The organism is Caballeronia sp. LZ019 (assembly GCF_031450825.1).
Classification (GTDB): Bacteria; Pseudomonadota; Gammaproteobacteria; order Burkholderiales; family Burkholderiaceae; genus Caballeronia.
The window spans coordinates 2884324-2903516 of record NZ_JARTVZ010000005.1; the positions used below are offsets into that span (position 1 = coordinate 2884324).

The 19193-nt window shown below is 65.5% G+C and carries 14 protein-coding genes; 9 read left to right on the forward strand and 5 right to left on the reverse strand.

Features of this window, described 5'->3' with window-relative positions; translation table 11 throughout:
• Window positions 1-38 precede the first annotated feature (38 nt).
• The 5 genes from P9255_RS27010 (at window position 39) to P9255_RS27030 (ending at window position 10795) form a co-directional block, all read left to right on the forward strand.
• Entirely contained in the window at window positions 39-6059 is a 6021-nt protein-coding gene (locus P9255_RS27010; RefSeq protein WP_309790715.1) for an MG2 domain-containing protein, read from the forward strand.
• Window positions 6022-8298 carry a penicillin-binding protein 1C gene (pbpC, locus tag P9255_RS27015; protein WP_404980430.1) on the forward strand — a complete coding sequence of 759 codons (2277 nt, stop codon included), beginning with the start codon at window positions 6022-6024 and terminating at the stop codon, window positions 8296-8298. Before P9255_RS27010 ends, pbpC begins: the two co-directional genes overlap by 38 nt.
• A gap of 257 nt (window positions 8299-8555) precedes the next feature.
• The gene (locus P9255_RS27020) at window positions 8556-9122 is read left to right on the forward strand and encodes a helix-hairpin-helix domain-containing protein (RefSeq protein ID WP_309790716.1); all 567 of its coding nucleotides are present in this window, start codon (window positions 8556-8558) and stop codon (window positions 9120-9122) included.
• A 40-nt stretch (window positions 9123-9162) separates the two neighbouring features.
• Window positions 9163-9609, forward strand: a complete 447-nt coding sequence (locus P9255_RS27025; protein WP_309790809.1) for a YidB family protein — start codon at window positions 9163-9165, stop codon at window positions 9607-9609.
• Between the two features lie 376 nt (window positions 9610-9985).
• Window positions 9986-10795 (forward strand): class I SAM-dependent methyltransferase, encoded by an 810-nt coding sequence (locus tag P9255_RS27030; protein WP_309790717.1) that lies wholly within the window; start codon window positions 9986-9988, stop codon window positions 10793-10795.
• A 105-nt stretch (window positions 10796-10900) separates the two neighbouring features.
• Here P9255_RS27030 and clpB read toward each other — a convergent pair whose 3' ends face one another.
• Together clpB and P9255_RS27040 are read right to left on the reverse strand one after the other, a co-directional pair.
• Window positions 10901-13498, reverse strand: a complete 2598-nt coding sequence (clpB, locus tag P9255_RS27035; RefSeq protein ID WP_309790718.1) for an ATP-dependent chaperone ClpB — start codon at window positions 13496-13498, stop codon at window positions 10901-10903.
• A 249-nt stretch (window positions 13499-13747) separates the two neighbouring features.
• Window positions 13748-13957 carry an Rrf2 family transcriptional regulator gene (locus tag P9255_RS27040; protein WP_309790719.1) on the reverse strand — a complete coding sequence of 70 codons (210 nt, stop codon included), beginning with the start codon at window positions 13955-13957 and terminating at the stop codon, window positions 13748-13750.
• A 187-nt stretch (window positions 13958-14144) separates the two neighbouring features.
• On the opposite strand from P9255_RS27040, the gene P9255_RS27045 reads away from it, so the two are divergent.
• A complete protein-coding gene (locus tag P9255_RS27045; RefSeq protein WP_309790720.1) occupies window positions 14145-14687 on the forward strand; it encodes a group III truncated hemoglobin in 543 nt (180 codons plus the stop codon).
• 3 nt (window positions 14688-14690) lie between these two features.
• Here P9255_RS27045 and moaE read toward each other — a convergent pair whose 3' ends face one another.
• From moaE to glp, 3 genes are read right to left on the reverse strand one after another with little or no spacing between them, the layout of a single operon-like run.
• Window positions 14691-15164: a molybdopterin synthase catalytic subunit MoaE gene (gene moaE / locus P9255_RS27050; RefSeq protein ID WP_309790721.1), complete on the reverse strand. Its 474-nt coding sequence runs from the start codon at window positions 15162-15164 to the stop codon at window positions 14691-14693.
• Between the two features lies 1 nt (window position 15165).
• Window positions 15166-15423, reverse strand: coding sequence for a molybdopterin converting factor subunit 1 (moaD, locus tag P9255_RS27055; protein ID WP_309764694.1), 258 nt, complete (start codon window positions 15421-15423; stop codon window positions 15166-15168).
• Between the two features lie 23 nt (window positions 15424-15446).
• Window positions 15447-16688 (reverse strand): gephyrin-like molybdotransferase Glp, encoded by a 1242-nt coding sequence (gene glp / locus P9255_RS27060; RefSeq protein ID WP_404980458.1) that lies wholly within the window; start codon window positions 16686-16688, stop codon window positions 15447-15449.
• Window positions 16689-16903: 215 nt separating this feature from the next.
• On the opposite strand from glp, the gene P9255_RS27065 reads away from it, so the two are divergent.
• From P9255_RS27065 to P9255_RS27075, 3 genes are all read left to right on the forward strand, one after another.
• Window positions 16904-17449 (forward strand): NUDIX hydrolase, encoded by a 546-nt coding sequence (locus tag P9255_RS27065; RefSeq protein ID WP_309764692.1) that lies wholly within the window; start codon window positions 16904-16906, stop codon window positions 17447-17449.
• 20 nt (window positions 17450-17469) lie between these two features.
• Window positions 17470-18210, forward strand: a complete 741-nt coding sequence (gene aat / locus P9255_RS27070; protein ID WP_309790723.1) for a leucyl/phenylalanyl-tRNA--protein transferase — start codon at window positions 17470-17472, stop codon at window positions 18208-18210.
• Window positions 18211-18358: 148 nt separating this feature from the next.
• On the forward strand, window positions 18359-19186 hold the full coding sequence (locus P9255_RS27075) for an arginyltransferase (RefSeq protein WP_309764690.1): 828 nt from the start codon (window positions 18359-18361) through the stop codon (window positions 19184-19186).
• Window positions 19187-19193: the final 7 nt, after the last annotated feature.

Sequence of the window (19193 nt, forward strand, 5' to 3'; positions counted from 1 at the left end):
AGTAAAATCGCGCGTCGAGGAACACTCGGAGCGAGTGGATGAGCCGCGTTATCAGCAAACAAAAATGGATCCTGGCCGCAACCACCGTACTCGCCGCGCTGACCTTCAGCGTGACGAACCATCGGGCCGATGCCGCGCGCGCCGTCAGCGTGTCGCCGCAAGGCAAGGTCGCCCAGGTGAGGCAGGTCGTTGTCAAGTTCGACGAAGCAATGACCGCGTTCGGCAGCCCCGCTGCCGCGCCACCGGGGAAACTCGCGTGTGACGGCGCGCCGGCTGCGGCCACGGCCGGCAGCGCGCGCTGGATCGACGAGAAGACGTGGGCCTTCGACTTCAACAGCGATCTTCCGCCCGGCGTGCGCTGCGCGGTCGATCTCAAGGCGGGCATCAAGTCCGCCGCGGGCAACGCGCTCGCAGGCCCGAGTCACTTCACGTTCCAGACCGGCGGTCCGTTCGTCACGCGCATCCAGCCGAATTACGGCGATATCGAAGAAGATCAGGTCTTCGTGTTGCGCCTGAACGGGCCGGCCACGCAAGCGTCCGTGCTCGATCACGTCTGGTGCGAATCGAGCGCGCTCGGCAACCGCATCCCTGTGCGCATGTCCGATGACGCGACGCGCAAAGCACTCCTCGAACACTTCGGCTATCAGAAGGAAAGCGACCGCGTGCTGACGCTCGCGTGTCAGCAGAGATTGCCGTCGGCGTCGAAGATGCAGCTCGTTTTCGGGCAAGGCGTCACTGGCCCGAGCGGCATCCCGAACGACGTCGAGGAGCGCTTCGACTACAGAGTGCGCGAATCGTTCAAGGCCGCCTTCACGTGCGAGCGCGAGAACGCGAACGCGCCCTGCACGCCACTGAGTCCGCTGCGGCTCACGTTCACCGCGCCGATCAGCCGCGCGGACGCCGCGAAATTCGTGTTGCGCGGGCCGAAAGGCGCCGCCGCGCAGTACTCCAATCCGGACGACAAGGATGCCGAAGTAACTACCGTCGAATTCGCCGCGCCGCTGCCCGAACGCGCGACGCTGACGATCGAAGCGCCGTCGAACCTGAAGGATGTGAGCGGACGTGCGCTCGCCAATGCGGACTTCTTCCCGCTGAAGACGGCCACCGCCGGCATGCCGCCGCTCGCCAAGTTCTCGTCGGGTGCGTTCGGCATCATCGAACGGTTCGCCGAGCCGGACATGCCCGCGATGCTGCCGGTCACGCTGCGTCACGTCGAAGCGGATCTGCACGTGCAGGGGCTGAATGCGGGTACGTCGAAGATCGCGAAATTGAAGCTGGACGCCGATAGCGACATTCGCCGATGGATGCGCAGGGTCGACGAATTCAACGGCATGACGATGTCGCGCTCGGGCGTCGAGGCGCGCATGCCGGAGGCGCTGCGCAACGGCATTGCGCCGGTCATCGTGCGCAATCAGGATGGCTCCGTCGGCAACGATCCGGCCATCGACATTCGCTCGCTCTCGCTTCTGACCCAACGCGCGGGCGTCGAAACGCTGACGCTGCCCGCCGCCGATCCGAAGGCGCTGCGGCCGTTCGAAGTCGTCGGCATTCCGTTCGCGAAGCCCGGGTTCTACGTGGTCGAACTGGCGTCGCCGGCGCTCGGCGCATCGCTCCTCAGCAAGCAACAGGCGATGTACGTCCGCACCTCGGTGCTCGTCACGAACCTTGGCGTGCATTTCAAGCAAGGGCGTGAGAACAGCGTCGTCTGGGTGACGACGCTCGACAAGGGCAAGCCTGTGGCGAACGCGCAAGTGCGCGTGACCGACTGCAACGGCGATCAGATCGCCACCGCCACCACCGATGCCCAGGGCATCGCGAGAATCGGCAAGCCGCTCCCGGCGGCGCGCAAGTGCAATGACGCGAGCTTCTCCTACGACGGCTTCTTCGTATCCGCACGCGTGAACGATCCCGTCACCGGTCCCGACATGGCTTTCGTGCAATCGGACTGGAATCGCGGCATCGAATCGTGGCGTTTCAATGTGCCGACGGACATGAGCGCGACGCGCACCGAGCGCGCCCACACCATTTTCGACCGCACGCTGCTGCGCGCGGGCGAAACGGTGTCGATGAAGCATCTGCTGCGCGTCGAGACGCTCGGCGGCTTCGCATTCGCGAAGAAGTATCCGACGCGCGTGACCATCCGCCATATCGGCAGCGGACAAACGTGGCATCTGCCGCTCGCGTGGGCCGCGGACCACAGCGCCGACTCTGCTTTTACTGTGCCCGCAGCGGCGAAGCTCGGCGAGTACAGCGTATCGCTAGATGACGGCGCCTCGAGCGCCAGGAACGCAGACGACGACGGCGGCGGCCCGGTCGGTCAGTCGTATGAAACGGGCAGCTTCCGCGTCGAAGAGTTCCGGCTGCCGGTCTTCAAGGGCTCGATTTCGGCCGGCGACAACAATTCGCCCGGACTCGTCGCCGCGAAGGAAGCGCCGGTTTCCGTGCGCGTCGAATATGTACAGGGCGGGCCGGCGTCGAATCTGCCGGTGCAAGTATCGGCGCTCGTGCGCGATACGTATCCGCCGTTCGCTTCGCAATTCGAAGGGTTCGGCTTCTCGCCGTATCGCAAGCCGGTGGACGATGGCGCAAGCGCGCCCGCCGAGGATCAGGAAGGCGATGGCGGCGAAGATCAGGCAGGCGATTCGACGACGAAGCTCGTCGCCGACAAGGTGCGCGTGACGCTTGATCGCGATGGCGCGGGCAAGCTCACCGTGATGCCGCTGCCCGCCGTCGATTCGCCGAAGCGTCTCGCGCTCGAAGCCACCTTCGCCGACCCGAACGGCGAGGTTCAGACGATCAGCGGCGACGCGACGCTCTGGCCCGCCGCTGTCGCCGTCGGCGTGAAGGCCGGGCATTGGGTATCGGTCGGCGATACGGTGCCGGTCCAGGCGCTCGCACTCGACCTGCAAGGCAAGCCGCGCGCGGGGGTATCGATCGAAATCAGGGGCGTTGCCCGCGTGATGTCGAGTTCGCGCAAGCGCATGGTCGGCGGCTTCTACGCTTACGGCAACCACAGCGAGACGAGCAACCTCGGCACGCTCTGCAGCGGCAAGAGCGACGATCACGGCCTGCTCTCCTGCGACGCGAAACTGAAACAGGCCGGCAACGTCGATCTGATCGCCGTTGCGAAAGACGGCGACGGCCGCGAAGCCAACGCGAGCACGTCGGTCTGGGTCACGCGCGAGGACGAACTGTGGTTCGGCGGCGAGAACACGGACCGCATCGACGTGTTGCCGGAGAAGACCAGCTACGAGCCGGGCGAAACCGCGCGCTTCCAGGTGCGCATGCCGTTCCGCGCGGCGACGGCGCTCGTCGCGGTGGAGCGCGAAGGGATCGTGGAGACGCGGGTCGTCGAACTGAACGGCAAAGACCCGACCATCGACTTCAAGGTGCAGGAGGCCTGGGGGCCGAACGTCTACGTGTCCGTGCTCGCGCTTCGCGGACGCGTGCGCGAAGTGCCGTGGTACTCCTTCTTCACGTGGGGCTGGAAGGCGCCGGTCGAATGGGCGCGCGCGTTCTGGTACGAAGGACGCCAGTATCAGGCGCCGACGCCGCTCGTCGATCTGTCGAAGCCCGCGTTCCGTTACGGAGTTGCATCGATCAAAGTCGGCACGGCGTCGCACAAGCTCGCGGTCAGCGTGAGCCCGGACGCGAAGTCGTATTCCGTGCGCGCGACGGCCCATGTGAAGGTCAAGGTCGCCCTGCCCGGTGGGAAGCCCGCGCCGGCCGGCACGCAGATCGCCGTCGCCGCCGTCGATGAAGCCCTGCTCGAACTCATGCCGAACCAAAGCTGGAACGTGCTCGACGCGATGCTGCAGCGGCGCGCATATGGCGTCGAAACGGCAACCGCGCAGATGGAGATCGTCGGGCGGCGTCACTTCGGACGCAAGGCCGTGCCCGCGGGCGGCGGCGGCGGACATGGCGCGACGCGCGAGCTCTTCGATACCCTGCTCCTGTGGAATCCGCGCGTGACGCTCGACGCGAACGGCGAAGCATCCGTCGATGTCCCGCTGAACGATGCGCTTACGCGCTTTCGGATCGTCGCCATCGCGGCAGTCGGCGCGGGCCGTTTCGGCACGGGCAGTGCGTCGGTTCAGACGTCGCAGGACTTGCAGCTCATTTCGGGACTGCCGCCGCTCGTGCGCGTCGGCGATGCGTTCCGTGCGCAGTTCACGCTGCGCAACGCGGCCGCCCGGACGATGCGCGTCGTGGTCGCGCCGCATGCGGGTTCACTCGCGCTGGATGCGCGCAACATCGAACTCGCGGCGGGATCGTCGCAGGAAGTGGCCTGGGAGGTGAGCACGCCGGACGTGCTCGGCACGAACGCTTCGGCGAGCCTCGCGTGGACTGTGAGCGCCAGCGAGCAAGGGACAGGCCGCGCCACCGACGCCGTGCAAGTCACGCAGCGCGTCGTCGCGGCGGTTCCGGTGACGGTGCAGCAGGCGACCATCGCGCAGGTGGACGGCACGCTCGCGCTGCCCGTCGCGCCGCCCGCCGATGCCGCGAAGTCCGCCGATGGCGCGGTGCGCGGTGGCATCGCGGTATCGCTGCAGCCGAAGCTCGCGGATGGCTTGCCGGGCGTGCGCCGCTGGTTCGAGCGTTATCCGTACAACTGCCTGGAACAGCAGACATCGCGCGCGCTCGGCCTGATGGACGCCGCGCAATGGCAAGGCGTGCTCACGCGCATGCCCGCGTATCTGGACCGCGACGGCCTCGCGAACTACTTCCCGCCGTCCGACGATCAGCGCGCAAGCGGCAGCCCGACGCTGACTGCGTATCTGCTCGCGGTCACGGACGAAGCTGCGAAGCTGGATCGCCGCTTCGCGCTGTCTGCCGATCTGCGCGACCGTCTCACGGCGGGCCTCGCGAACTTCGTCGAAGGCAAGCTCCAACGAAAGTTCTGGGCGCCCCGCGACGATCTCGACTTCGAAAAGCTCGCGGCCATCGAGGCGCTCGCGCGCTACGGCCTTGCGCAGCCGCGCATGCTGGGCTCGATCACGGTCGCGCCCAATCAGTGGCCGACATCGGCGGTGCTCGACTATTACGCAATCGTGTCGCGCGTCGACGGCGTTCCGAATCGCGACGAGAAGCGTGCGCAGGCCGAGCAGATCATCCGCGCGCGGCTGACGTATCAGGGCACCCGCCTCACCTTCTCCACCGAGCGCGACGACGACCTCTGGTGGCTCATGACCGGCGTCGAGACGAACGCCGCGCGCACCGCGCTGCTTTTCGCCGATGCGCCCGGCTGGAAGGACGAGATGCCGCGTCTGGTCGCGGGCCTGCTCGCGATGCAGCAGCACGGCGCGTGGCAGACGACCACCGCCAACCTGTGGGGATCGCTTGCGGTCGGCCGCTTCTCGCGCCTCTTCGAGAGCACGCCGGTCACGGGCAGCACGAAGATCGCGCTCGGCTCGTCGGCGCGTGACGTGAACTGGGACGCCGCCGCGCCCGCCGCGATGGCGTCGATGGCATCGGCCATGCCGGTCACGAAGGCAGCCAGCATGCGCAGCACGATGCTGCCGTGGTCCACGGGCTCGCTGACCTTGACGCAGGACGGCACGGGCAAGCCGTGGGCGACCATCGAGAGTCTCGCCGCGGTCGCGTTGAAAGCGCCGTTGGCGGCCGGCTATCGCATCACGAAGACCGTGACGCCGATCGAACCCGCCGTCAAAGGGATGTTGTCGCGCGGCGACATCGTGCGCGTGAGTCTCGACATCGACGCGCAGAGCGACATGACCTGGGTCGTCGTCAACGATCCGATCCCCGCCGGCGCGACGATTCTCGGCTCGGGACTCGGCCGCGATTCCGAAGCGGCGACGCGCGGCGAGAAGCCGGACGCAGGCGCGTGGGCGGCGTTCATCGAGCGCAGTTTCGACGGCTGTCGCGCGTATTACGACTATCTGCCGAAGGGCTCGCTGCACGTCGAATACACGATGCGCCTCAACAACGCCGGCACGTTCGGCCTGCCGCCCACGCGCGTGGAGGCGCTGTACGCCCCGTCGACGTTCGGTGCGCTGCCGAATGCGCCGATGGTCGTCAAACCGCTCGCGGCAAAGTGACATCGTGAAACGCGCCGCCTGTTTCGTCGTCGCGATGGCGCTTTGCGCGGCCGCTTACGCTGCGCCGGGGTTCGACGACGTGCGCGCGAACTGGCGCAGTTCCGACTGGCTGCTGCTCGACCGCGACGGCGAAACGCTGCAGCGCACGCGCATCGACAAGAGCGCGCGGCGCGGCGACTGGGTGGCGCTCGCGGACGTGTCGCCGGCGCTGCGGGAAGCGATCGTCGTTTCGGAGGACAAACGGTTCTACGAGCATGCGGGCGTCGACTGGCGCGGGGCCGCCGCCGCCGCGTGGGGCAACATGTGGAACACGCGGACGCGCGGCGCATCCACCGTGACGATGCAGCTGACCGGCCTCATCGGCGATGAGGGCAGGAAGCCGTCCGGGCGGCGCTCTTTCGCGGAGAAGGCGCAGCAAACCGTCAGCGCGCTGTGGCTCGAGCGTACGTGGCGCAAGGATCAGATCCTTGAAGCGTATGTGAACCTCGTGCCGTTTCGCGGCGAGATCATCGGACTGTCGGCGCTGTCGCAGACGCTTTTCGACAAGACGCCCTCCGGCCTCGACGAGCGCGAAGCAGCGCTTGCCGCCTCGCTCGTGCGCGCACCGAATGCGCCCTACGCGAAGGTTGCCGCGCGCGCGTGCATCATCCTGCGCGACATGCAGACCTTGCACGGAGACGGCAAGAAGAACACTCCCGATCCGTGTGTCAACCTCGACAGCTATGTGCAACTGACGCTGACGCGCACAGCGTCGGCCCCGTCTTACGCGCGCAGCGACGATGCCCTCGCCCCGCATTTTGCCCGGCGCATCGCGAATGAAGTGCATCCGGCGGCCGGCGCACGCGTGCGTTCGACACTCGATGCGCGGCTGCAGCGCTTCACCCGCGACACGCTTGCCCGCACGCTCGCCGAACTCAACGCACGCGCGCATCCGCGCAATGTGCACGATGCGGCGGCGGTCGTCATCGACAATGCTTCCGGCGACGTGCTCGCGTGGGTCGGATCGGCGGGCGGCTTGTCGAATGCACCCAAAGTCGACGCCGTCGTCGCCCAACGTCAGCCCGGCTCGACGCTCAAGCCTTTCCTGTATGCGCAGGCGATCGACGAGAAGCGGCTTACCGCCGCCACGCTGCTCGACGACGCCCCGCTCGATCTCGCAACGGGCGGCGGCCTCTACATCCCGCAGAACTACGACCACGACTTCAAGGGCTGGGTGAGCGTGCGCACGGCGCTCGGCTCGTCGCTGAACGTGCCCGCCGTGCGCGCGCTCGTGCTGGTGACGCCGCATCGCTTCGCGAAAACGCTCGTCGCGCTCGGGCTGCCGCTGTCGCAATCGGGCGATTACTATGGCTTCAGCCTCGCGCTCGGCAGTGCCGACGTGACACTCGCGTCGCTCACGAACGCATATCGCGCGCTGGCGAACGGGGGCATCGCGCGGCCCGTTTTCGATCTGGCGGATCATCCGGCCGCGCCTGCCGGAACGCGCGTCTTCAGCGCGGACGCGAGTTTCATCGTCACCGACATTCTCGCCGACAACAACGCGCGCACCCGCACGTTCGGCTTCGACAGCGTGCTCGCCACGCGCACGTTCAGCGCCGTCAAGACCGGCACCAGCAAGGACATGCGCGACAACTGGACGGTCGGATTCACGCCGCGCTATACAGTGGGCGTCTGGGTCGGCAATGCCGACGGCGCGCCGATGTGGGATGTCTCCGGCGTGACGGGCGCGGCGCCCGCGTGGCATGCGCTGGTCGACTATCTGCATCGGCGGGCGGGAAGCCGCGCGCCCGATGCGCCGCTGGGCGTGGCGAAGACGCGCGTCGCGTATCAGGACGACATCGAGCCGCCGCGCGAAGAATGGTTCCTGCGCGGCACGCAGATGGACCGTGTCGGGCTGACGGCGACGGCGGCGGCGTCATCGGCCACGACAGCGAAGCGCAACGCGCGCCCCGATGCCCAAGCGGCAAAGATCGGCGCACCGACCGACGGCACCATCTTCGCGCTCGATCCCGACATTCCGCCCGCACGCCAGCGCGTGTGGTTCGAACGCGCCGGCGGCGGGCGGCTCACGTGGCGGCTCGACGGCAAGCCGTTCGGTCACGATGCCCGCGCCGCCTGGCTGCCGTGGCCCGGACGGCACGTGCTCGAACTCGTCGATGCACGCGGTGAAACGGTCGACAAGGTCGGCTTCGAAGTGCGCGGCGCGTTCGCGAAAACGGCCGCGCCGGCATCGAAATAAGCTGCCTGTCGCGCGGGGATATTGGCATAACCAAAGTTTCGCAGCCATCCATTGCTGCGCGGCACGCTTCTCACGTCTGCGACGTTAAAGATTGTGCGCAGACGCGGCGCATCTTGCGGACTCATGCAAAATGCCCCGGTCAACGCCCGGGGCGGAATTTGTCCTATGCTTGACGGCGTCGCCCTGCCGGTGCGTTCAGCGGCACGTGCGGAGCGTTTCCGATCCACTGTCCAAATTCATTTGTCCGGAGTGTCGTCATGCTCAAGAAGCTGTTGATGCTGTGCGTTGCGTTCATGCTGTCCATCGGCGCCGCCTTCGCCACCGTCGATGTCAATACCGCCGATGAGGCCGCGCTCGAATCGGTCAAAGGCCTCGGGCCGGTAAAATCGAAGGCGATCATCGACGAACGCACCAAGAACGGACCTTACAAGGACGCGGACGATCTCGCGAACCGCGTGAAGGGTCTGGGCGCGAAATCGGTGGCGAAGCTGGAGGAACGCGGACTGACCATCGGCGGTTCGTCGCTGCCGCCGACCGGCAAGCCTTCGAAGCCCGCGCCGACCGCGTCGCAGGGTGGCGCGGCGCCGAATTCGACGGTCAGGTCGTTGACGGCCGCGACGGCGGCGACATCGCCCGCCGCGACGAACGAACGCACGCCGGCCCTGACGCCGGCATCGGGCGCATCGGCTGCCTCCGGCAAGAAGAAGTCGAGCGCGGCGACTGCCGGCGCATCCGCACCGGCGGCGACGAGCGACGCGAAAACGTCCCGATCGCAGCGCAAGAAAGACAAGGCGGCGAGCGATGCTGCCGCCAGCAGCCTTTGATGCGCAACGTTACCCCAAAACTTTTTGTAGTGAGATAGAAATGAGCCTACTCGATATCCTTGCCTCTTCCCTCGGCAATTCGTCGCAACAAGGCGGCCAGAGCGGCGGCGGCCAGGCCGCGCTGATCGCGGCAGCGCTTGAATTCGTCAACAGCCAGCCCGGCGGCATCATGGGGCTGATCCAGCGTTTCCACGATAACGGCGCGGGCGATATCGTCTCGTCGTGGATCAGGACCGGGGAGAACAAGTCCATTAGTCCGGGGCTGCTGACGAACGTGCTGGGGTCGGAGAATATCGGCGCGCTGTCGCAGAAGGCGGGTGTGTCAGGCGACCAGCTTTCCGGATTGCTCGCGGCGGTGCTGCCGCATATCGTCGACCGGGCGACGCCGAATGGCGAAGTGCCGCCAGAGGGAAAACTGGATCTGACGGGCGTGCTCGGGTCGCTTGGCGGGCTCGCCGGCCTGTTCGGACAATCGAAGCAAGGTTAAGCGCGAATCGTCTGCATTGACCAAACCCCGCACGGTTAGCGCCGTGCGGGGTTTTGTTTTTTGCTCTTCGCCAGTTTGGCTAAAGCGATCGCAAGCGCAAAACGGCAAACAATTGCAGAGCGATAAGATTATTCGGATAACGATGTAATTAAAGACTAGCTGAATTTCTTTCAGCGGATGAAAACGCCGATGCATGGAACCCGCCATCGCACCGCTGCACTACGGGAAGATACTCTTCTTCTTTAGTTTCGCTTGACACATGCTGTATGAAATCGCTTTCTTGAACCGCACCTTTACGCCTGACGTCGCGGCGTTCATTTCGTTCACCCGAGCATACGATCGTTCTCTTCTACTCGACGTGGAGAATACATTGGTTATGAACGCAACCCTGAAGGCGGAAATCAAGCGGCGAGTCAAATGGTCGTTGATCGGCGCGGTCGCGAGGCTACCCGATTCGGTCCAATCTCTTCTTTTCGTTTCGGCTATCCGCAAGTATGGCAAGCGCGTGCCGGTTTTGCGGGCGGTCTACAGCGGGTGTTATCGAACGCATCCGATCGACCGCATGCTCGGCACCGATACCGGCGGCATTTATCCGCCCGAATCGGCTACGGGAACCAATGGTCCGGAGGCCGGCAATTTGCCGTATATGGGATGCCAGCCGAGCATCGTCCGGCATGTGCTGCAGCAACTCGGCGACGTGACGGGTCGCACGTTCATCGACATTGGCTGCGGCAAGGGCCGGCCGATGATCGTCGCCACCGAATTTCCCTTCGATGCCGTGTTCGGCTACGACATTGCGGCGCCGCTCGTCGATACCGCGAACCGCAATGCGGCGATCGTCGCGCGCCGATTCCCTGATCGCACGCCGATGCGCGCGTTCGTCGATGATGCGACCACCATGCCCTTTCCTTCGAAGGACATCGTCGCATTCTTCTTCAATCCGTTCGGCGCCGAACTCATGACGGTCATGCGTCAAAGGTTCGACAAAGCGCTTACCGAACAAGCGATTCAAAGGCTTACGATCGTCTATATCTACCCGACCTGCGCGCTTGTTTTCGACGAATCCCCGCTGATCGAGAGGCAAGTTTCTTTCACCGCGCCATACGCGCCCGGCGAGGTCGGCTACGGACCTGACCTGCAGCAGGAAGTCATCATCTGGAACGACAGGCGTCATGCGGCGGCATGAGGATCGTCCTCCCGGTCAATCGACAACGAAAGCAAAAAAGGCAACGGATTGCTCCGTTGCCTTCTGAAGCCGGTTCTTTACCGAACCGAGAAACCGGCATCCACCTTAATGCACCACCCGATCGAACACGAACTCGCCTTCGCGCACATCGACAGGAATGACATCCTTCGGCCCAAAACGCCCCGCGAGAATGAGCTTGGCGACCGGATTCTCGATCTCCTGCTGAATCGCCCGCTTCAGCGGCCGCGCACCGAACACCGGGTCGTAACCGACCTTGCCGATCTGCTCCAGCGCTGTATCGGACACGTCGAGTTGCATATCCAGCTTGGCCAGCCGGTCATGCAAGCGCTGCAGCTGAATCTTGGCGATCGACTCGATATTGGCCCGATCGAGCGAATGGAACACGACGACATCATCGATACGGTTCAGGAACTCCGGCCGGAAATGCAGTTTCACTTCTTCCCAGACCGCGTCCTTCACCTTGTCGTGCGGCTCGTCGACCATGCCCTGAATCACATGCGACCCGAGGTTCGACGTCATCACGATCACCGTGTTCTTGAAGTCGACGGTGCGGCCCTGTCCGTCCGTCATGCGGCCATCGTCCAGCACTTGCAGCAGCACGTTGAACACATCCGGATGCGCCTTCTCGATCTCATCGAGCAGAATCACGCTATACGGCTTGCGACGCACCGCTTCCGTGAGATAGCCGCCCTCCTCATAACCGACGTATCCCGGCGGCGCGCCGATCAGCCGCGCGACGCTGTGCTTCTCCATGAACTCGCTCATGTCGATGCGGATGAGATGCTCCTCCGAATCGAACAGGAACGCCGCGAGCGCCTTGCACAGCTCCGTCTTGCCCACGCCCGTCGGCCCGAGGAACAGGAAGGAACCATACGGACGATTCGGATCGGACAGGCCCGCGCGTGAACGGCGGATCGCGTCGGCTACCGCGCCGATCGCTTCATCCTGGCCGACGACGCGCTCATGCAGCTTGCCTTCGATCTGCAGCAGCTTCTCGCGCTCGCCCTGCATCATGCGCGAGACGGGGATGCCCGTGGAGCGCGACACGACTTCGGCGATTTCCTCAGCGCCCACCTGCGTGCGCAAGAGACGCGGACGCGTCGGGTTGTTCTGTTCCTGCGATTCCGCCTGCGTGACCTGCCTGAGCCGCGCCTCCAGTTCAGGCAGCTTGCCGTACTGCAACTCGGCGACCTTCTCGAGCTTGCCCTCGCGCTGCAAACGGGCGATATCGGCCCGCACTTTCTCGATCTCTTCTTTCAGTTGCGCGCTGCCCTGCACCGCGGCCTTTTCGGCGGTCCAGATTTCCTCGAGATCGGAATACTCGCGGTTGAGCCGCTCGATTTCCTCTTCGATGAGTTGCAGCCGCTTCTGCGATGCCTCGTCCTTTTCCTTCTTCACGGCCTCGCGCTCGATCTTCAACTGGATGAGACGGCGGTCCAGCTTGTCCATCTCTTCGGGCTTCGAATCGATTTCCATCTTGATGCGCGACGCGGCTTCGTCGATCAGATCGATGGCCTTGTCCGGCAAAAAGCGGTCGGTGATATAGCGATGCGACAGTTCCGCCGCCGCGACGATCGCCGGATCGGTGATCTCGACGCCGTGGTGCAGCTCGTACTTCTCCTGCAGGCCGCGCAGGATCGCGATGGTCGCCTCGACCGACGGTTCATCCACCAGCACCTTCTGGAAACGACGCTCGAGCGCCGCGTCCTTTTCGATGTACTTGCGGTATTCGTCGAGCGTCGTCGCGCCGATGCAATGCAGCTCGCCGCGCGAAAGCGCCGGCTTCAGCATGTTGCCCGCGTCCATTGCACCCTCGGCCTTGCCGGCGCCGACCATCGTGTGGATTTCATCGATGAAGACGATGGTCTGCCCTTCGTCCTTCGCGATATCGTTCAGCACGGCCTTCAGGCGTTCCTCGAACTCGCCGCGATACTTCGCGCCCGCGAGCAGCGCCGCCATGTCGAGCGAGAGCACGCGCTTGCCCTTGAGCGTCTCCGGCACTTCCCCGTTGACGATGCGCTGCGCGAGACCTTCGACGATTGCCGTCTTGCCGACACCCGGCTCGCCGATCAGCACCGGATTGTTCTTCGTGCGGCGCTGCAGGATCTGGATCGAGCGGCGGATTTCGTCGTCGCGGCCGATCACCGGATCGAGCTTGCCGGCGCGGGCGCGTTCGGTCAGATCGACGGTGTACTTCTTCAGCGCCTCGCGCTGGCTTTCGGCATCCTGGCTGTTGACCTGCGCGCCGCCGCGCACCGCGTTGATCGCCGCTTCCAGCGCACGGCGCGTGAGCCCGTGCTGCTTCGCGATGCGGCCCGCCTCGCCCTTGTCATCGGCCACCGCCAGCAGGAACATTTCGCTTGCGATGTACGTGTCGTTGAGCTTTTGCGCTTCCTTGTCCGCGTTGTTGAGCAGGCCCGCCAGATCGCGGCTCACCTGCACGTTGCCATCGGTGCCCTGCACTTGCGGCAGACGGCCGATCGCTTCGTTCACCGCCGCCTGCAGCGCCTGAACCTGCACGCCCGCATGCGACAGCAGCGAGCGCGCGGAGCCGTCGCGCTGCGCGATCAGCGCGGACAGCAGATGCACCGGCTCGATGTATTGGTTGTCGTTGCCGACAGCCAGGCTTTGCGCGTCGGAGAGTGCTTCCTGAAACTTGGTTGTGAGTTTGTCGATTCTCATTTTTGGAAAGCTCCAATTCTGAATACGACCAAAATGAGGCGGTTTTGGCCGCTTTCAAGCATGGTTTCGCTCAGCGAGCGCATTTTTTGAGTCTCGGGCGCGACAAGCGTGCGACCGTTCGCGCTACAGCGCGAAGACGCGCTCGGGGTGTCGCATCGACCGAGACGGCGTCGCGGGCAGCGGCGAGCGCGCCGCGCAAGCGGCAGACCCGGCTGAACGACGCAATCGCGACGATCAGCGTTGCCCGGTTCACGACCGAAATAGCCGCAGAGCGCCGCGCCGCCCGCGCACCGTCTCGACCGGTCCCGGGTCTCCGGGTTGCTGAACGACCTTCGTCAGAGGGTCCCCGGAAATGCCGTAAGCGTCGGCCATTTCGCGAATCGTCGAGAGGCCGGACGGCCGCACCGACAGGTAAAACAGGACGCACAACGCATTATCGATGCAGTCGGTCAGTCGCATGATGTCGTGGGATGAGTGGAATGCCGGGCGCGGCAATAAGTCCGTGCGATGCGAGGGGACGATCAGCGCACGCGGGCGTTGCAAGGTCTAATATCCGGGCACAGCCTGCATGAGACACGCATTCCGCGTCACTTGAATGCGTGTCGTCAGGAAAAGCTATCTACGTCTGTCCGACTGATTTCCCGCCATGATTCAAGAACACCGAAGCGCCGCCGCCACGCGCGAGCGCGAACCGAACGAAGCCAACGTGCGCGCGCTGGTCGAAGCGTTTTACCGCCGCGTGGACGACGATCCCCTGCTCGGCCCCGTCTTCGCCCGCGAACTCACCGGCCGATGGGACGAGCATCTCGCGAAGATGACGACCTTCTGGTCGAGCCTCGTGCTCGGCTCGAAGCAGTATCGCGGGAATGTGCAGGAGGCGCATCGGCCACTGGAAGGCATCGAGCCGCGTCACTTCGCGCGCTGGCTGTCGCTGTTTCTGAACACCGTCGAGGCGCGCTACGAGCCGGCCGCCGCGGTGCAGTTCATGGAACCGGCGTTGCGCATCGCGCAGAGCCTGCAGTTGAGCAAGTTCGGCTGGGACTACAAGATTCCCGCCGAGCAGGAGGAACTACTTGCGGCGCTCAAGCGCCAGCGCACCGGCGGCAACGACGAGCCACGGTTTCCGGAGCGGCCGGCCGGCGAGCCGTTTCCCGCGAAGTTCGTCGGCAAGTCCGTTGACGGGGGCTAGCGATCACTTTTCCGGCGTCGTCCAGCGCGTGAGCGCGGCGTCGTCGGATTTGCGGGCGTCGACCCAGCGCTCGCCGCGTTCGGTCTTCTCTTTCTTCCAGAACGGCGCCTGCGTCTTCAGATAGTCCATCACGAAGGCGCACGATTCGAACGCTTCCGCGCGATGCATCGCCGTCGTCGCGACGAGGACGATCTGATCGAGCGGCTTCAGCTTTCCCACGCGATGCACGATCAGCACGTCCGAGCCCGGCCACCGCTCGCGCGCCTGATCGGCGATCGCTTCCAGCGATTTTTCGGTCATGCCGGGATAGTGCTCGAGCTCCATCGTCTCGACGGTGCTGCCTTCGTTCAGGTCACGCACCGTGCCGATGAAGCACGCCACCGCGCCGACCTTCGGGTTCTCGGCGCGCAGCGCGGCGACTTCGGCGCTCAGGTCGAAATCGGCTTCCTGCACGCGGACTTTGGCGAGCGTCGTCATGTCAGCCACCCGTGACCGGCGGAAAGAACGCGACTTCGCAGCCCTCGGTGATGCGCTGCGAGGCGTTCGTCATCACGTGATTGCACGCCATGCGCAGCGCGCGGCCTTCCGCGAGCGTCTCGGCCCATGCGCCGCCGCGCATGCGCAGCCAGGCGCGCACATCGCCGACATTGACGACCGTGTCCGGCACGCTCACCGTCTCGTTCGCGACGCCCAGCGCCTCGCGCACACTCGCAAAAAATCTCAGTTCGACTTTCATTTACGCGGGTCCTTCACCCTCGATTAGCGCATCAGTTCAGAGAACGGAATGAAGCGCACCATTTCACCTGCTTGAATCGCGTGATTCGGCGGATTATCGATGATTCCGTCGCCCCATACCGTCGATGTCAACACCGCCGAACTCTGGTTCGGAAACACGTCCAGCCCGCCCGTTTCGTTCACGCGCGCGCGCAGGAATTCATTGCGCCGGTCGGCCTTCTTCTGCGTGAAGTCGGCGCGCATCGTATGCACGCGCGGCGCGACGTTCGCCACGCCCGCGAGCCGAAGAATGAACGGCCGCACGAAGAGCAGAAACGTGCAGAAGCTCGATACCGGATTGCCCGGCAAGCCGATGAAATACGCCTCGTCCGGCCGCCCCGATTCACCCGCCTGGCCGCGCCGCACCGCGCCAAACGCGAGCGGCTTGCCCGGCTTCATCGCGATCTGCCACATGGCGATGCGGCCTTCGGCCTCGACCGCGGGCTTCACGTGATCTTCCTCGCCGACCGACACGCCGCCGCACGTCAGTATCAGATCGTGTTCGAGCGCGGCGCGGCGCAGGGTATCGCGGGTCGCGTCGAGGCGATCGGGAACGATGCCGAAATCCGTCACGTCGCAGCCGAGCTTCGCAAGCAGCGCGCGCAGCGTGAAGCGGTTCGAGTTGTAGATCGCGCCGGGCGTGAGCGGCTCCCCGGGCATGCGCAGTTCGTTGCCGGTGAAGAAGATCGCGACGCGCACCGGGCGCACGACGTCGAGCGACGCGCACCCGACAGATGCGGCGAGCCCCAGCGCCTGCGCGGTCAATTGCGTGCCCGACGGCAGGATGACCGAGCCGTGCCGGATATCCGCGCCCTGCCGCGTGATCCACTCGCCCGCCTCGGGCGCTTGCATGAAGGCGACAGCACCGTCATCCGATACGCGCGCCATTTCCTGCATCACGACCGCATCGGCGCCCGGCGGCACCGTCGCGCCCGTGAAAATGCGCGCCGCCGTGCCCGCCGCGAGCGGCTCGGCCGTGTGACCGGCCGGGACGCGTTGCGACACGGGCAGCGTGACCGGCGCGGCGTCGCTGGCGGCGGCGAGATCGGCGGCGCGGACCGCATAGCCGTCCATCGAGCTGGTGTGCATCGGCGGGACATCGAGCGGGGAGATCACGTCGGCGGCGAGCACGCGGCCGAGCGCGTCGAGCGTGTCGATGCGCTCGACGCCATCCACCCGGCGCGCGGCGTCGAGCAGGAGGCCGAGGGCGTCGGCGGTGGCGAGCAGCGGAGGACGGGGCTGTGATGACATGGTTCGCTTGGGGGCGCGCGAGGCGCTCGTGTAGAGGGACGGCAGGTTATAGGCAACTATTGTAGCGAGTAGGCGGCCGGCTCCGCCCGCGCGAGCGAAGCATCGACAAGACAGAAGCGAACCGCCGTCACGCGCCAAAGCCGCCCCGCCCCGGTGATACACTCGCACCACACTTCCCGCCATCCATTTCCATGAAATTCTGTTCCGTCTGCGGCCATGAGGTCGGCCTGAGCATTCCGCCCGGCGACAACCGCGAGCGCTATGTCTGCGGCAGTTGCGGCACCGTCCACTACCAGAATCCGCGCAACGTCGTGGGCACGGTGCCGGTGTGGGACGACAAGGTGCTGCTTTGCCGCCGCGCGATCGAGCCGCGTTACGGGTACTGGACACTGCCCGCGGGCTTCATGGAAATGGAGGAGACGACGAGCGAGGGCGCGGCGCGCGAAACGCTGGAGGAAGCCGGCGCGCGCGTCGAGATTCAGAGCCTCTTCACGCTGCTCAACGTGCCGCACGTGCATCAGGTGCATCTGTTCTATCTCGCGCGGCTGCTCGACATCGAAGTCGATGCCGGCGAGGAAAGTCTCGAAGTGCGTCTTTTCGAGGAAAACGAGATTCCGTGGGACGAAATCGCGTTCCCGACAGTCGGGCAGACGCTGCGCTTCTTCTTCGCGGACCGCGCCGCCGGCAATTTCACCCTGCATACGGGCGATATCTTCCGCACCTTGCGCGAAGGCTGAATCCGGCCCGCCCGACGATCATGGTCCCCTGGCTCGCATTTGACGATCCGTTCCCGCCCGTCGAGCGGGCGCTCGGCGCATCGAGCGGTGCGCCGGGGCTGCTCGCCGCGAGCGCGGATCTGCTGCCGGCGCGCCTCGTCGACGCTTACGGGCGCGGCATCTTTCCCTGGTATTCGGACGGCCAGCCGGTGCTCTGGTGGAGCCCCGATCCGCGCATGGTGCTCTTGCCCGCGGAGTTCAAGGTGTCGCATTCGCTGCGCAAGACACTGAAGCACGTCCTGCGCGATCCGCTCTGGGAAGTGCGCGTCGACGACGATTTCCCCGCCGTCATGCGCGCGTGCGCGCAAACTCCGCGCGAGGGCCAGCGCGGCACATGGATCACGGCGGATATCGTGGACGCCTACACGACGCTGCACCGCGCGGGAAAGGCGCATAGCGTGGAGACGTGGTTCGACGGCGTGCGCGTCGGCGGGCTGTACGGCGTCTCGTTCGGAAGAATGTTCTTCGGGGAATCCATGTTCGCGCACCGCACGGATGCGTCGAAAATTGCGCTCGCCGCACTCGTCGGACACTTGCGCCGCCACGAAATAGAGATGATAGACTGTCAGCAGAACACGTCGCATCTGGCGTCACTGGGCGGCCGCGAGATTGCCCGCCGCGCGTTCGTCGCGCATCTGCGCAAGGCTGTCGCCGAACCGCCCATTCCCTGGCGCTTCGACAAATCCGTCCTCGCCGGTCTCATCGAGACGCCCGCGCGCTGACGCCTTCAGCGCACGGCATCCCGCCAGGCGCGACCCTTGCAACGAGTGTGCGACGCACTACTGACGACAAGCCCGATTAGCCAGGCACCGCTTGCCTAAAAGCCCGCGATGCCGGCCACGAGAGACGACGCCTGCGAGAGCCGCCAACGTGACACATCCGAACGAGCTGCCGCTGTCACCGCTTTCCGCGCTGCAATTCTATGCAACAGCGCCCTACCCTTGCAGTTATCTGGAAGGGCGCGTCGCGCGCTCCCAGGTCGCGACGCCGAGCCATCTCATCAACTCCGATGTCTACACGGAACTGGTCAAGGCCGGTTTCCGGCGCTCCGGCGTCTTCACCTATCGGCCGTACTGCGACGGCTGCCGGGCCTGTGTGCCGGTGCGCGTGCCGGTCGGGCGCTTCGTGCCGAACCGTGCGCAGCGGCGCGTCTGGAAGCTGCACGGCGATCTCGTCGCGAGCGTCGCGCCGCTGCACTACGACGAAGAACATTACGCGCTTTATATGCGCTATCAGTCGGCGCGGCACGCGGGCGGCGGCATGGACCGCGACAGCCGCGACCAGTACGAGCAGTTCCTGCTGCAGAGCCGGATCAACTCGCGGCTCGTCGAATTCCGCGAGCGGCCGTCGCCGGAGCAGCCGGATACGCCGGGCGCGCTGCGCATGATCAGCATGATCGATATCCTCGGCGACGGGCTCTCATCGGTCTATACGTTCTTCGAACCGGACATGCCGAAGACGAGCTTCGGCACGTTCAACATCCTCTGGCAGATCGAGCAGGCGAAAAGCCTCGACTTGCCGCACGTCTATCTGGGCTACTGGATTCGCGAAAGCGAGAAGATGGCGTACAAGGCCAACTTCCGGCCGCTCGAAGGACTGATCGACGGCCACTGGTCGCTGCTCGATCCCACGTCGACGCATTCGGCCGGTGCGCTGCCGATGCCCGGGCGCATGAACGGTCCGGGCCAGCCCAAATAGCGGCAGC

Bases quoted from the DNA above. Each gene is read 5' to 3' on its own strand.
- P9255_RS27010 (WP_309790715.1), top strand. From the start codon at position 39: ATGAGCCGCGTTATCAGCAAACAAAAATGGATCCTGGCCGCAACCACC.
- pbpC (WP_404980430.1), top strand. From the start codon at position 6,022: ATGCGCCGATGGTCGTCAAACCGCTCGCGGCAAAGTGACATCGTGAAA.
- P9255_RS27020 (WP_309790716.1), top strand. From the start codon at position 8,556: ATGCTCAAGAAGCTGTTGATGCTGTGCGTTGCGTTCATGCTGTCCATC.
- P9255_RS27025 (WP_309790809.1), top strand. From the start codon at position 9,163: ATGAGCCTACTCGATATCCTTGCCTCTTCCCTCGGCAATTCGTCGCAA.
- P9255_RS27030 (WP_309790717.1), top strand. From the start codon at position 9,986: ATGAACGCAACCCTGAAGGCGGAAATCAAGCGGCGAGTCAAATGGTCG.
- clpB (WP_309790718.1), bottom strand. From the start codon at position 13,498: ATGAGAATCGACAAACTCACAACCAAGTTTCAGGAAGCACTCTCCGAC.
- P9255_RS27040 (WP_309790719.1), bottom strand. From the start codon at position 13,957: ATGCGACTGACCGACTGCATCGATAATGCGTTGTGCGTCCTGTTTTAC.
- P9255_RS27045 (WP_309790720.1), top strand. From the start codon at position 14,145: ATGATTCAAGAACACCGAAGCGCCGCCGCCACGCGCGAGCGCGAACCG.
- moaE (WP_309790721.1), bottom strand. From the start codon at position 15,164: ATGACGACGCTCGCCAAAGTCCGCGTGCAGGAAGCCGATTTCGACCTG.
- moaD (WP_309764694.1), bottom strand. From the start codon at position 15,423: ATGAAAGTCGAACTGAGATTTTTTGCGAGTGTGCGCGAGGCGCTGGGC.
- P9255_RS27065 (WP_309764692.1), top strand. From the start codon at position 16,904: ATGAAATTCTGTTCCGTCTGCGGCCATGAGGTCGGCCTGAGCATTCCG.
- aat (WP_309790723.1), top strand. From the start codon at position 17,470: ATGGTCCCCTGGCTCGCATTTGACGATCCGTTCCCGCCCGTCGAGCGG.